The organism is Campylobacter hyointestinalis subsp. hyointestinalis, assembly GCF_013372145.1.
GTDB classification, from domain to species: domain Bacteria; phylum Campylobacterota; class Campylobacteria; order Campylobacterales; family Campylobacteraceae; genus Campylobacter; species Campylobacter hyointestinalis.
The window spans coordinates 795,984-809,214 of the sequence record NZ_CP053827.1; the positions used below are offsets into that span (position 1 = coordinate 795,984).

12 protein-coding genes and 1 pseudogene are annotated in these 13,231 nt (G+C 33.6%); 8 read left to right on the forward strand and 5 right to left on the reverse strand.

What is annotated here, in order from left to right; all coding sequences use genetic code 11:
- Positions 1 to 310 precede the first annotated feature (310 nt).
- From CHHT_RS04235 to hemC, 8 genes and pseudogenes are all read left to right on the forward strand, one after another.
- Positions 311 to 1,768: pseudogene (locus tag CHHT_RS04235) on the forward strand (DNA translocase FtsK); the annotation flags it as partial.
- A gap of 71 nt (positions 1,769 to 1,839) precedes the next feature.
- On the forward strand, positions 1,840 to 2,103 hold the full coding sequence (locus tag CHHT_RS04240; protein ID WP_034961409.1) for a DUF2018 family protein: 264 nt from the start codon (positions 1,840 to 1,842) through the stop codon (positions 2,101 to 2,103).
- Complete coding sequence (locus CHHT_RS04245) at positions 2,096 to 2,521, forward strand: hypothetical protein (protein ID WP_034961408.1); 426 nt, start codon at positions 2,096 to 2,098, stop codon at positions 2,519 to 2,521. Before CHHT_RS04240 ends, CHHT_RS04245 begins: the two co-directional genes overlap by 8 nt.
- Complete coding sequence (locus CHHT_RS04250; RefSeq protein ID WP_034961407.1) at positions 2,521 to 3,405, forward strand: polyprenyl synthetase family protein; 885 nt, start codon at positions 2,521 to 2,523, stop codon at positions 3,403 to 3,405. The genes CHHT_RS04245 and CHHT_RS04250 overlap by 1 nt, the downstream gene beginning before the upstream one ends.
- Positions 3,405 to 4,673: a glutamyl-tRNA reductase gene (hemA, locus tag CHHT_RS04255; protein WP_034961406.1), complete on the forward strand. Its 1,269-nt coding sequence runs from the start codon at positions 3,405 to 3,407 to the stop codon at positions 4,671 to 4,673. Before CHHT_RS04250 ends, hemA begins: the two co-directional genes overlap by 1 nt.
- Complete coding sequence (locus CHHT_RS04260; RefSeq protein ID WP_034961404.1) at positions 4,670 to 6,373, forward strand: proline--tRNA ligase; 1,704 nt, start codon at positions 4,670 to 4,672, stop codon at positions 6,371 to 6,373. Before hemA ends, CHHT_RS04260 begins: the two co-directional genes overlap by 4 nt.
- Entirely contained in the window at positions 6,370 to 6,774 is a 405-nt protein-coding gene (locus CHHT_RS04265) for an FxsA family protein (protein ID WP_034961403.1), read from the forward strand. Before CHHT_RS04260 ends, CHHT_RS04265 begins: the two co-directional genes overlap by 4 nt.
- Positions 6,775 to 6,776: 2 nt before the next feature.
- On the forward strand, positions 6,777 to 7,697 hold the full coding sequence (hemC, locus tag CHHT_RS04270) for a hydroxymethylbilane synthase (protein WP_034961402.1): 921 nt from the start codon (positions 6,777 to 6,779) through the stop codon (positions 7,695 to 7,697).
- Between the two features lie 10 nt (positions 7,698 to 7,707).
- Here the strand turns inward: hemC and CHHT_RS04275 are convergent, their stop codons facing one another.
- From CHHT_RS04275 to CHHT_RS04295, 5 genes are all read right to left on the reverse strand, one after another.
- Positions 7,708 to 8,754 carry a hypothetical protein gene (locus tag CHHT_RS04275; protein ID WP_034961401.1) on the reverse strand — a complete coding sequence of 349 codons (1,047 nt, stop codon included), beginning with the start codon at positions 8,752 to 8,754 and terminating at the stop codon, positions 7,708 to 7,710.
- A gap of 10 nt (positions 8,755 to 8,764) precedes the next feature.
- Positions 8,765 to 10,216, reverse strand: coding sequence for an MBOAT family O-acyltransferase (locus CHHT_RS04280; RefSeq protein WP_064019733.1), 1,452 nt, complete (start codon positions 10,214 to 10,216; stop codon positions 8,765 to 8,767).
- 78 nt (positions 10,217 to 10,294) lie between these two features.
- Positions 10,295 to 11,119: a YihY family inner membrane protein gene (locus CHHT_RS04285; protein WP_034961400.1), complete on the reverse strand. Its 825-nt coding sequence runs from the start codon at positions 11,117 to 11,119 to the stop codon at positions 10,295 to 10,297.
- Positions 11,119 to 12,498 carry an FAD-linked oxidase C-terminal domain-containing protein gene (locus CHHT_RS04290; protein ID WP_034961399.1) on the reverse strand — a complete coding sequence of 460 codons (1,380 nt, stop codon included), beginning with the start codon at positions 12,496 to 12,498 and terminating at the stop codon, positions 11,119 to 11,121. Before CHHT_RS04290 ends, CHHT_RS04285 begins: the two co-directional genes overlap by 1 nt.
- Positions 12,498 to 13,217: a plasminogen-binding N-terminal domain-containing protein gene (locus CHHT_RS04295; protein WP_034961398.1), complete on the reverse strand. Its 720-nt coding sequence runs from the start codon at positions 13,215 to 13,217 to the stop codon at positions 12,498 to 12,500. Before CHHT_RS04295 ends, CHHT_RS04290 begins: the two co-directional genes overlap by 1 nt.
- Positions 13,218 to 13,231 lie beyond the last annotated feature (14 nt).

Below are 13,231 nucleotides of genomic sequence, written 5' to 3' on the forward strand. Positions count from 1 at the left end.
TTTTGATGATAGGCTTGATATCGTTATAAAAAAAGCGTTCATAGAACAAACAAAGTCATCAAATACACAAAATGGATCAAATTTATCTAAATTTAGTACAAAAAACAGCGATCTAAAGTCAAATTTAAATGAAAATACAAATTTAAAAGATGAACCGAATTTAGAGCAAAAATGGCGAATAAAACAAAAAACTAAAGAGCCATTAGAAGAAATTCAAAACGGAGAAAAAGATAAAATAGAAGATGAGATTTCACAAAATAATGTGATAAAAGACGAGCCATTAATGCTAAATGGCGTAGAAATTTTAAACGAAGTAGCCGAAAATAAAGAGCTTTTAAATCAGCTTGAAAAAGGTAAGATAGAAAAGCCAAAGGATTTTAAACTTCCAAGTTTGGATTTTCTAAATGATCCACCAAAAAGGTCAAAAAGTGTAAATGAGTCTGAGATTGATCAAAAGATCGCCGATCTACTTGATAAACTTCGCCGCTTTAAGATAGACGGTGATGTTGTTAGAACGTATTCTGGACCTGTTGTTACTACTTTTGAGTTTAAGCCAGCAGCCCATATAAAAGTAAGCAAAATCCTTACTTTACAAGATGACCTTGCTATGGCTTTAAAAGCTCAAACCATACGCATTCAAGCACCGATCCCTGGAAAAGATGTTGTTGGCATAGAGATACCAAATAAAAATATTGAAACTATTTATTTAAAAGAAATTTTGCAGAGCGAAATTTATAAAAATGCAAAAAGTGAGCTAACTATAGCGCTAGGTAAAGATATAGTCGGCGATCCGTTTATTACAGATCTTAAAAAGTTACCGCATCTTCTCATCGCAGGAACTACTGGAAGTGGAAAAAGCGTGGGGATCAATGCTATGCTTTTAAGTCTTCTTTATAGAAATTCTCCAAAGACTTTACGCCTTATTATGATAGATCCAAAGATGCTTGAGTTTAGCATTTACAATGACATACCTCATCTTCTTACGCCAGTTATAACAGAGCCTAAAAAGGCGATTGCAGCTTTAGCAAATTTAGTTGCTGAGATGGAGCGTCGTTATAAAATAATGAGTCAAACTAGAACAAAAAATATCGAAACTTACAACGAAAAAGTAAAAAAAGAGGGCGGTGAGACACTACCGTTTATCGTTGTTATCATAGATGAGTTAGCAGACCTTATGATGACAAGCGGAAAAGAAGTCGAGTTTCATATCGGACGTCTTGCACAGATGGCAAGAGCTAGCGGAATTCACCTTATAGTAGCTACTCAGCGTCCAAGCGTAGATGTAGTAACAGGACTTATCAAAGCAAATTTACCGAGTCGTATAAGCTATAGAGTAGGTCAAAAGATAGATAGCAAAGTCATACTTGATCAAATGGGTGCTGAGAGTTTGCTAGGACGAGGAGATATGCTTTTTACCCCTCCTGGAAGTCCTGGAATAGTTCGTTTGCACGCTCCATTCGCAAGCGAAAAAGAGATAGAAAATATAGTTGATTTTTTAAAAGATCAACAACCAGTGGTTTATGAAGAAAGCTTTTTAAAAGACTCTGGCGTAGAAGCAAGTGAACAAGGAGTCGCTCTTGGCGAGACAGATGAACTGTACGAAGAAGCTAAAAATATCATTTTAAGTGAAGAAAAGACTTCTATAAGCTACTTGCAACGCCGTCTTAAGATAGGCTACAACAGAGCTGCAAGTATAATAGAACAGCTTGAACAAGCAGGAATTCTAAGTCCTATAAATGCAAAAGGACAAAGAGAAATTATAAGATAATCCCTTATTTAATGGGTTTTTTAAATAAATTATTATAGAATTAAGTTTCATTTTATTTTAAGGATTTAAATTTGAATTTTAATGATGATATATTTGGTGGTGAGCCAAAAGATAAATTTTTTGATATAGTTTTTAATGCAAATAGAAATTTAGTAGAAAACGAGATAGAAAAGCTTTTTATAGAGCTTACTTGTCTTAGAGATCTATGTGAGCAAAAAGGCATAAATATAGATGATGTTCATACTTATCAAGCTTTAAACGCAGATAAAGTAGAGCTTGGGCTAAATGACATTTATATCGGTATCACAGGAGATATTCTAAGCCAAAATGAGTAGGGTATTATGGCTTTTACTACTTTCTTTTTTTAGCTTAAATGCCGCTGGGCTTAATTTCGAGTATGCCAAAAAATTCGAGCTAAAAAAGGATGAAAAGGCGTATGTTTTTATAACCGATAGAAGAGATGGTATAGAGGATATTTTTGAGTTTTCATGGACTTTGTTTGATGATACAAATATGGTTTTACATACTAAATTTAGAAAATATCCACGCCAGATAATGCTTAGTTTGAGACGCGGACTTGAACTTTATAAGCAGATTGTTTTACCGCATCTTAGAAAAGAGATAGAAGGCGAGGTTATGTTGTATCTTGAATTTAAGGATTTTAAAAAGGGCGTCGGGACCTTTATGGTTTATATTGACGATAATGCAAAACGCGTAAATGTACGCTTTGAGCCTAATGTCGGAGATGAATAATGGATAAAATAGATAGTATAATGAACGAATTTGTCGCGTCGCTCGGATTTGATCATGCCTTAAATATGTTTAGCAAGATAAACTCCGGTAAAAAGCTTAGAAGTAAGCTTATACTAAAGATAGCAGGATTAAACGAAGCTAGCTTAAAACTTTGCGCTGTGATAGAGATCATACATCTTGCAAGCTTGCTCCACGATGATGTTATAGATAGCAGTGATGTTAGGCGAGGAAGCCCAAGCATAAATGCTCTTTTTGGAACAAAAAATGCAATAATGCTTGGAGATATTTTATATTCAAAAGGTTTTAACGAGATAGTTAAATTTGATACAAAAATAGCAGATATCGTCTCTGAAGCTGTTTGCAAACTAAGCATCGGAGAGATGATGGATACTTTGCTCGGAGACAAATTTAATACAGACAAAGAAAAATATCTAAAAATGATATATCTAAAAACAGCCGTTCTTATAGAAGCGAGTGCTAGGTCGGCTGCTGTTCTAGCTGGTCTTGATGAGCAAAAATACGCTATTTATGGTAAAAATTTAGGTCTAGCGTTCCAGATAGTCGATGATATACTAGATATCACACAAGATAGCCTAAAACTAGGTAAGCCGGCTATGAATGACTATAAAGAAGGCAAAACCACGCTTCCTTATATATTTTTATATGATAAACTTTTACCTTATGATAAAGAAAAGCTAACGAGCCTTTTTAAAAAAGAGTTAAACAGTGCTGATATAGCTTGGATAAAAGATAAATTTAATGAGTTTGATATAATAAATTTAAGTATAAATTATGCAAAAGATCTTGGAAATAAAGCTACTAGCGCCGTCGATAATGGTGAGCTTAAAAACATAGTTACAAGCATGATAGATAGGGACTTTTAATGAACTACGTAAGTGTAAGTTTTACTCATAAAAATACCAGTATCGAGGTGCGCGAGAAGCTCTCTTTTTCGGATCCAGAAAAAAAAAGAGAGATATTAAGGCTAATTGGAGCAAATGAAAGTATAATCGAATCTATGGTTCTTAGTACCTGTAATAGAGTCGAGATATTTGCTTATGCTATAAATCCTAGTATCGCTACAAAACATATACTAAACTCTATATCTATCATTACTTTAGTTCCTTATGACGCACTAGAGTTAAGAGCCGACGTATATGAAAACGAGGGAGCTATCCACCATCTGTTTTCTGTTGCAAGCTCACTTGATAGTTTGGTAGTAGGTGAAACTCAGATAGCAGGACAACTTAAAGAGGCATTTAAATTTGCTTATGACAACGGAGATTGCGGTAATAATATCTCAAGCGCCGTACATTTTGCATTTAAGTGCGCAGCCGAAGTAAGAGCCTCAACTCAGATAAGTAAAAATCCAGTTTCTGTTTCAAGTGTAGCCGTAGCTAAAGCCAAAGAAATTTATGGCAATATCGGCGGTATGACTGCTATAGTGATAGGTGCTGGAGAGATGAGCCGAATAGCCGCTCAGCATCTTATAAATGCGGAAGTAAATGTTATAGTTTTAAACAGAGATCTACAAAAAGCCAAGAGCTTAGCTGAGAGTTTAGGGGATCTTGCTAGTTTTGATAGTATAGAAAAACTAAGCGAATACGTAAATCGATACCGTCTAATATTTAGCGCTACTGGAGCTTTAAGTGCTATCATAACGGATGAAATTTTAGAGCCTAAAGATTTTCATAGATACTTTTTTGATATAGCAGTTCCTAGAGACATCGATATCAGTGAAAACGAATTTATTCACGTTTATGCAGTAGATGACTTAGAAGAGATAGTAAGGACAAATTTAGCCCTTAGAGAAGAGCAAGCAAGTGTAGCTTATGCGATTGTAGGTAGATCTACTACTGCATTTTTTAAGTGGCTGCTTTCTAAAAGCAGCACTCCAGCTATCAAAGCTTTAAGGCAAAAAGCAAAAGATATAGCCATAATAGAAATAGATAAAGCGATAAAAAAAGGCTATATAAAAAATTGTGATAAAAATGAGGCTAAAAAGCTTGTCCATCAAGTTTTTAAAGCGTTTTTACATACTCCAAGTGTTAGGCTAAAAGAAAAGAATAGCGAGGATGTTTTATCGAATTTAGAATATTTATTTGACATAAAAATACAAAAAGATGAGAATTTAGAAGGGGATTTGAAGTGAAATTTACGAAATTATACATACCTACGACAAAAGAAGCTCCAAAAGATGCCACTTTGCCTAGCCATCAGTTTCTTATAAGAGCTGGATTTGTAGCTCAGATAGGAAGCGGACTATACAACTTTTTGCCTCTTGGAAAGAGAGTTTTAAGAAAAGTTGAAAATATAGTAAGAGATGAAATGGATAAAGCAGGAGCAAATGAAGTAGCTTTAAGCTTTGTGGTTCCAGGTGAACTTTGGAAGCAAAGTAGGAGATATTTTAAATTTGGAAAAGAGCTTTTGCGTTTAAAAGATAGAAAAGATAATGAGTTCTTACTAGCGCCAACTCACGAAGAATCCATAGTAGATTTAGTAAGAGATAAAGTCACTAGCTATAAGCAATTGCCACTTCATTTATACCAAATAGGACTCAAATTTAGAGATGAGGCAAGACCTAGATTTGGACTTTTGAGATGTCGTGAGTTTATAATGAAAGACGGTTATAGTTTTCATGCAAACGAAGCTGATCTAAAGCGCGAGTTTGATCTTATGGAGAAGACTTACACTAAGATATTTAGTCGTTTAGGACTAAATTTCCGTGCTGTTGAAGCTGATAGTGGAGCTATCGGGGGAAGCGGTAGTAAAGAATTTATGGTACTTGCAAAAAATGGCGAAGACGATATCTTAATAAGCGATACTTCAAACTATGCGGCAAATGTAGAAGCTGCAAAACGAGCAAAAAGAGTTTGCACGGCTGAGAGACCGCAGAGCAACTCTATGCAGAAATTTTTTACTCCTGGTTGCTCTAGTATAGCTAAAGTTGCCGAGTTTTTCAAAGTAGATCCGTTTTATACTATAAAAGCCGTGATAAAAAAGGCTATCTATGAAGATAATGAAAAAATAGTAGTATTTTTCGTGCGTGGGGATGACGAGCTTCAAGAAGTAAAAGCTTGTAATGCTTGCTCTGCTCTTGAGCTAAGTGACGCTAGCGAAGAAGAAGTTATAGCTGCTGGGTTAGTTCCTGGATACTGTGGTCCAGTCGGACTTCACGAGCATATAGATTTTTATATAGATAATGAATTAGAAAATGAAAAAGAGATGATATGCGGTGCAAATGAAAAGGATTATCACGCTATTGGAGTAAATATTATAAATTTCAATAAAGATAGGTTTAAGGATCTAGCAGAAGTGAGAGCTGGAGATAAAGCGCTTGATGGTGGGGTTTTGTCTATCACTAAAGGCATAGAAGTAGGGCATATATTTCAACTTGGTGTAAGGTACTCTGAGGCTATGGGTGCTACATTTTTAGATGAAAATGGCAAATCAAAACCGTTTTTCATGGGCTGCTATGGCATAGGCGTAAGCAGACTTGTAGCTGTTATGATAGAAGCTAGCCATGATGAAAAAGGCTGCATTTGGAAAAAAGAGTGTGCTCCTTTTATAGTGCATATAATAGTTTCAAACACCAAAGACGCCAAGCAGATGGAATTTGCTTTAAATTTAGAATCCGAGCTAGAAAGTAGCGGAGTTGAAGTTTTACTTGATGATAGAAATGAAAGATTTGGCGTAAAAATGGCGGACTTTGAGCTTATCGGTGTACCTTTTGGCGTGGTAGTTGGTAAGGGTTTGCAAAACTCAGAAGTTGAGCTTATAATAAGAGATGGGCTAGAAAAAGTAAAAGTAAGCTCAAATGAGATACTAGGTAAATTAAAAGAGATAATATGATGAAAATTTCTCTATTTCCATATTTTGTTATCGAGCTGGTTTGTGTGGTTCTTTATATCTCAAAATACGGAATACTGAACTTTTTTGGCGAGGTGTTTTTAAGCGGTATTTTTGGATTTTTCTTAGTGCTTAGCTATGGATTTTCAAATTTTTATAGTAAATTTGAAAATTTGAACTTAAAAAATGTATTTGGCTCTATGGGGCTTGTCGTCGGTGGATTTTTGCTTATGGTGCCGGGAATTTTAAGCGATATATTTGCGGTTTTTATAATAAGTGTATCTTTGATATTAAAGCTCATTAGCTATTTGCAAACACCTACTCATGAAGAGTATTGCACCAAAGAAGACTATAAAGATGACGTGATCGATGTCGAAATTATTGATGAAACAAAAAGAGGTTAAAAATGAATATACGAATTGCTAGTAGAAATAGTGCTCTTGCGCTTTGGCAGACTTACCACATAAGAGATTTGCTCATATCTAAAGGTCATAGCGTAGAGATAATCACTATGAAGACAAAAGGCGATGTTATCCTTGATACTCCGCTTGCAAAGATAGGCGGTAAGGGACTTTTTACTAAAGAGCTTGAAAACTCTATGCTTGAAGGTAGTGCAGATATAGCAGTACATAGCCTAAAAGATGTACCTACGACATTTCCAGATGGTTTAAAACTAGCTTGCGTATGTAGCAGAGAAGATGTAAGAGATGCAATGCTTAGTATGAAGTATAGAAGCCTTGAAGAACTTCCTAAAAATGCTAAAGTAGGTACTACTTCACTTCGTAGAAAGATGCAAATTTTAGCTAGCAGAAGCGATCTTGAGATTATTTCTCTTAGAGGAAATGTAAATTCGCGCATCGCTAAACTAAAAAATGGCGAGTTTGATGCTATTATCCTTGCTATGGCTGGAATTAATCGTTTGGAACTGAGTAATGAAGTTAAATTTACTAGCCCTATCAATACTATCCCAGCTATGGGACAAGGTGCTTTGGGAATTGAAGCTGTGAATAAAAAAGAGATTTTGGAAGCTATAGGGTTTTTAAATGATGAAAGAAGCGTGGTCGAGACTACCATAGAAAGAGATTTTGTGCATACATTAAATGGAGGATGTCAAGCTCCCATCGGAATAAATGCAAAATTAAAAGGTGATAAGATAGAAGTAGAAGCGATACTCGGCCTTATAGATGGAAGTGAAATTTTAAGAGATAGCAAGACTTATCCAAAGCTTGCTTATACCATAGCTGGAAAAAACTTTGCAGATGAGTTTATAGCACGTGGTGCAAAAGAGCTTTTAAAAAGAGCCGAAGAAATGGTAGAATTAAGCTAGATCTTCTAGCTTAATTTAAATCTTTAAATATTTTCATATATCCATTTTCTAAAAGATGCATTCCATCAAAAAAATCTTCATTTTTAAGTTCATTTATATTTGGATTGTATGAACCTATAACTTTAATATTATTTGCTTTGGCAAAGTCTTTCAAATATAATTCTACTTTATTGATAATATAGTATTTTGGATTTTGTATTAATAAATTATAGGTATATGGATTATATGGTGGAAGAAAAAAATAAACTTTTATTCCTTGTGATATTAAAAATTTAATAAAGGATTCAAATAGTTTAGTGTTATCTAGATGTTCAAATTCTCTAAGAGAATAAACTGGTTTTGCTTTCGCATAATTAATAGCTTCTTGCTTTACATTATCCGGATTTGGATATCTAAATTTAAACGGATAATATATAGACCCATCGGGCTCTCTTAAATATGCATCCACATCTGCACTATTTACTATATAAAATTTATCTTTTGTTAATGATATAATATTTTTTATTGCATATTCAATGGATAATAACTTTAATATATTATACGGAGTTTTTTCTACTCTTTTTTTATCAGTAAATATATTCTTTAGTGTTAAATAATCATCTTCAATTGACTTATATCTATTTTGGTCGTTATTTTTGTTAAAAATCCACGGATCTATTCCAAAAATTATATTTTTAGGATATGCTTCGAATTTTTTATAATGTATCCAAGTTAAACCAATATAGTCTTCTAGTGATGCCCCAGAAACTCCATAATTATGAAAAAAAGGTTGTTTTAATGTATTTTTTCTAATTTGCATTACTCTTGAGCTTCCTATCGCTACAAAATTTGGCTCATATTTTAAATTTAATATTGTATTTTTCTTAAAAGTTCTTTCATCAAAATCAACTAATCCTGCTATAATATTTCCTTCTGTTAGCTTTTTTGCAGCTATATTTAGATAATTATCTCTACCAAATATATTTAAACTATCAATATAATAATTTAATATTGATACGAAAGAGAGCAAAATCATTGTTATATAAAACCACAATTTAACTATTCTTTTATTTTTCATTTAAGTGCCTTTAAAAATTAAAATATAAAAATTCTGAGATTTTATTGAGTGATAAAATAGAATATGCAAATAAAAGACTTGATATAAGCATTATTTTATGGTTTGGTTTTGTGTTTAACAAAGACATAGAATTTTTAAAGAATAATATGATTATAAAGGCTGCAAATATAGTAACTACAGTTTCTATATTGCCTTGTATATTTGTGAGCCAAACTCCAAATTTTATATTAAATTTGTCCAAAAATCCGAATCTATTTTCTAAGGAAATAGGTAAGACAATCCCGTTAAATCCACACATTCCTTTTATGACTTTGAGTGCATCATCCCACTCTTTTGCACGGAAGAAAATCCAAGTAAAATTTATGAAGTTAAATGTAATTATCCATGCGAGTACTTTTGGTAGACAAAAGCCTAAATTTTTCCAAATTCTATGAATGATAAGTGCAATTCCATGCAAAAATCCCCAAAATACAAATGTCCAAGCAGCTCCGTGCCAAAGACCTCCAAGTAAAAACGTAGCTAATAAATTTCTATAAGTACGCCAGTACCCCCCCCTGTTTCCGCCAAGAGGTATATAGATATAGTCACGCAAAAATCTACTTAGAGTGATATGCCAACGTCTCCAAAAATCTTGGATATCAAGAGCAATGTATGGAGAGTTAAAATTTATGGGTAGTTTAATATTAAACAAAAGTGCACTCCCGATAGCCATATCACAATATCCGCTAAAGTCAAAATAAAGCTGAAATGTGTAGCTTAGACTAGTAGCCCATGCTTCAAAAAATGTTAAAACCTCAGCATTATCAAATCCATTTGTTGCCCATATGCTAAAAGTATCGGCTATAGCTACTTTTTTAAATAGTCCTATAGAAAATATAAATATTCCAAGTGCTATATTTTTATAGTTTTTTAGTAAATTTCTACTGTTTGCAAATTGCGGCATCATTTCTTTATGGTGTACGATAGGACCGGCAATGAGCTGAGGAAAAAACGTGACAAACAAAGCGTAGTTTAAAAAGTCATATTCACTCGTTTCGCCTTTGTAGCTGTCTATCAAATAAGCAATCTGCTGGAATGTAAAAAAGCTTATAGCAAGTGGCAAGGCTAGATGAAGTGGCTCTATATGTGATCCAAAAGCAAAATTAACATTAGAAATAAAAAAATCACTATATTTAAAATATCCAAGCAACGCTAAATTTGATGTTATTGCTAAACAGAGTAGGGCTTTTGTGTTGATCTTGCTTTTGTTATTTGCAAGAGTATTGCCTATAGTATAGTTAAATATCATTGATAATAATATGAGTGGTAAGTAGATTATATTCCACCAACTATAAAAAAATAGCGATGAAACGACCAAAAATGCTTTACTAATATGCCCTAAGCGTTTGGAATTTAGATAAAAATATACGAAGAAAGTGATAGGTAGAAATATAAATATAAATTCATAACTGTTAAATAGCATGATTATCCTAAACTTTAAATTTATTAAAAAATGTGTAATTATTCTAATTTTTTGTCAAAAATTTTATCTTAAGTTAGCTTAAAGTACAGAGGTTGTTTTGTCGTTTATATTTTGTTCTAAAATATTGCATAATTTTATACCATATAAAAATATTATCCAAGATAAGTAGATCCATACAAAGAAAAACAGCAGGATTGAAAATGAGCCGTAAATGCTTGTATATGTTTTGTTGTAAAAAGTGTATTCTATAAATATCCATTTTGAGAGCGACCATATAAAAGATGAACAAAATGCGCTAAAGATCACGTTTTTTAGATTTAAATCTTTATTTATGGATATAAGATATGTTATGCTAAAGATCACCCAGATAATCAGATACGGAAATACGCCTAGAAAATTTATACCGCTAGTGTAACTGCTTTGGCTAAGGATATTTTGGATTAAATTTGATAACCAAAACGATAGCCCAAGACCAAGAGGCATAAGCGTGATAAGCGTCCAATACGTGCTAAGAGAGCGCCAAAAACCACGTGATTTTGTATTTGTTAGTTTAGATATTACAAACTCGTAATCGCTAAAAAACATAATGCTAGTTATGATCACTCCTATAAGACCTACAATACCTAGATTGTTTGAGTTTGATAAAAACTGATCTATATAACTAACTATATTTTCTTGATTTGCCGGAAGTAAATTTGAAAATATAAAATCTTTTATCTTTGCATAATACTCTTTAAAACTAGGCAGTTGCGTAAAGATAGATAGAGATATAAGCAAAACTGGTATCAGGGATAAAACGGTATGAAAACTAAGGCTAGCAGCAAAGTGCATAAGCTGCTTATCCTCAGCAGTTTTATATATATTTTTAAGGCTTATCCAAATTTTTTGCCTGTTTATGCTCATCAAAGTCCCATTTTATTTGGATTTAAGATGCCATTTGGATCAAATGCTTTTTTTATGGTTCTAAAAAGATTCATCTCTTCATCGCTAAATGCAAGGTTCATAAATGGCGCTTTGCTGATTCCTATGCCGTGCTCTCCAGATAGTGTTCCGCCAAGTTCAACTGTGGCTTTAAAAATTTCAGTTATCGCTTCATGTCCTCTTTTTACTGCGTCAGGATCATCTCGATCTACCATAACGTTTGTATGGACATTTCCATCGCCCGTGTGTCCAAAACAAGGAGTTGTTACTTTAAATTTTGCTGATATTTCTTTGATTCTTTCTAGTAGTTCTGGTAGTTTTGAGCGAGGAACTGTAATGTCTTCATTTAGCTTTAAACTTCCATAACAAGTTATAGCTTGAGAGCAGTTACGCCTTGCAAACCAGATATCGGTGGATTCTTCTTCGTTTTTTGCTACTTTAAATCCTATTGCACCGTTTTGTTCAAATACGTTTTTGATGATCTCTAGCTCGCTTTCCAAAACATCTAAATTTGATCCATCTACTTCGCTTATAAGTATGGCCCCAGCGTCTCTTGGTAGACCTTTGGCAAATTTATTTTCAACGGCATTTATACTTAGATTATCTAAAAACTCCATCGCTACTGGTGTTACTCCTGCTGCCATAGTTTTATAAACAGCGTTCATAGCAGCATTTACACTAGGAAATACACCCATTGCGGTTTTTTTAAATTTAGGTTTTGCGATGAGTTTTAAAGTGATCTGCGTGATAATAGCCAAGCTTCCCTCACTAGCTATTAAAATACCGGCTATATTATATCCTGCTACGTCTTTTATAGTGCGTTTTCCTGCTCTTATGATGTCTCCATTTGGTAACACAGCTCTTAAAGCCATAACGTAATCTTTAGTTATACCGTATTTTGCGGCGCGCATACCGCCTGCATTTTCACTCACATTTCCACCTATAGTACTGTAGTTTTCGCTAGCAGGATCTGGCGGATAAAAAAGCCCCATTTCTTCTACCGCTTTTTGTAATTTCATATTTATGAGTCCTGGTTCTACGACTGCTACCATATTTTGCATATCTATTTCTAGTATTTTATTCATATGTTTTTCAAATGACAAGACAACTCCGCCGCTAGCTGCTAAAGCTCCACCGGTAAATCCGCTTCCAGCGCCTCTTGGGACTATAACTATTTTATTTTCATTACAGTATTTAAGTATATTGCTAACATCTTGTTCGCACCTTGGAAATAGTACTCCATCAGGCTCAAAACGCTTTTTTGTAGCATCGTAGCAGTAGGCTATTTTGTGTGCTTTATCAAATTTAGCATTTTCTTCGCCTAAAAGTTTTTCAAAAAATTTAATATGTTTACTATCCATTATTTTTCCTTAAGTAATCTTTTATAGTATTCATCATAGTTGTTTATCTTAGCGCTATCTAGTTTCCAAAATACAGTATCGATGCCTTGCACTCTTGTATAAAATGGAAGTTGATAGTAATCAACTGATCCGCTTTTAAATCTTTTTAGCACTTCAAAACTACCACAATCAGCAAAAACGGCTTCGCCATCAAGTGCTATAAATATAAGTCCAGCAGCGCTATTAGCACACATTTTGCGGAAGTCTTCTCTGCTAGGATTTGGTTTATATTCATAGTGAAGATAAGCTCCTACGATATCTGGATGGATAAAAGTAATGTTTTTGAAATTTTCTGTTATTTCTTTATAAATTTCTTTATTTGGAACTATGATAAGAGATCTGTCATATAAATAGTTTAGTATGATCTCATCGCCGACGCGAGGTAGTATTTTTGGTATAGGAAGTGCAGTTTGCTTAAGTGATCCAAAAACTTCAAATCTAACTTTGGCAAAACCGTTTTGCTTCTGTGTTACTACGGCTCTTGCGATGATAGACTCACTTCCGTCTTTAAATTTATGCATAACGACACCGCTACTGCCGACTATGATATCTGGACTATCTGTGATCTCGCCTATATTATCTTGTAAATTTAGTATTAAAGCATAGGTTGTTTTCATATTAAATTCAGCTCCAAAAGTAAAGCTGCATAAGATAAAAACCATAAAAAGAACTCTTTTCAATCGTTTCTCCTGTG

Coding starts and splice junctions, on each gene's coding strand:
- CHHT_RS04265 (WP_034961403.1), top strand. CDS start 6,370: ATGATGAAAATTTCTCTATTTCCATATTTTGTTATCGAGCTGGTTTGT.
- hemA (WP_034961406.1), top strand. CDS start 3,405: ATGAACTACGTAAGTGTAAGTTTTACTCATAAAAATACCAGTATCGAG.
- CHHT_RS04280 (WP_064019733.1), bottom strand. CDS start 10,216: ATGCTATTTAACAGTTATGAATTTATATTTATATTTCTACCTATCACT.
- CHHT_RS04275 (WP_034961401.1), bottom strand. CDS start 8,754: ATGAAAAATAAAAGAATAGTTAAATTGTGGTTTTATATAACAATGATT.
- CHHT_RS04290 (WP_034961399.1), bottom strand. CDS start 12,498: ATGGATAGTAAACATATTAAATTTTTTGAAAAACTTTTAGGCGAAGAA.
- hemC (WP_034961402.1), top strand. CDS start 6,777: ATGAATATACGAATTGCTAGTAGAAATAGTGCTCTTGCGCTTTGGCAG.
- CHHT_RS04250 (WP_034961407.1), top strand. CDS start 2,521: ATGGATAAAATAGATAGTATAATGAACGAATTTGTCGCGTCGCTCGGA.
- CHHT_RS04245 (WP_034961408.1), top strand. CDS start 2,096: ATGAGTAGGGTATTATGGCTTTTACTACTTTCTTTTTTTAGCTTAAAT.
- CHHT_RS04285 (WP_034961400.1), bottom strand. CDS start 11,119: ATGAGCATAAACAGGCAAAAAATTTGGATAAGCCTTAAAAATATATAT.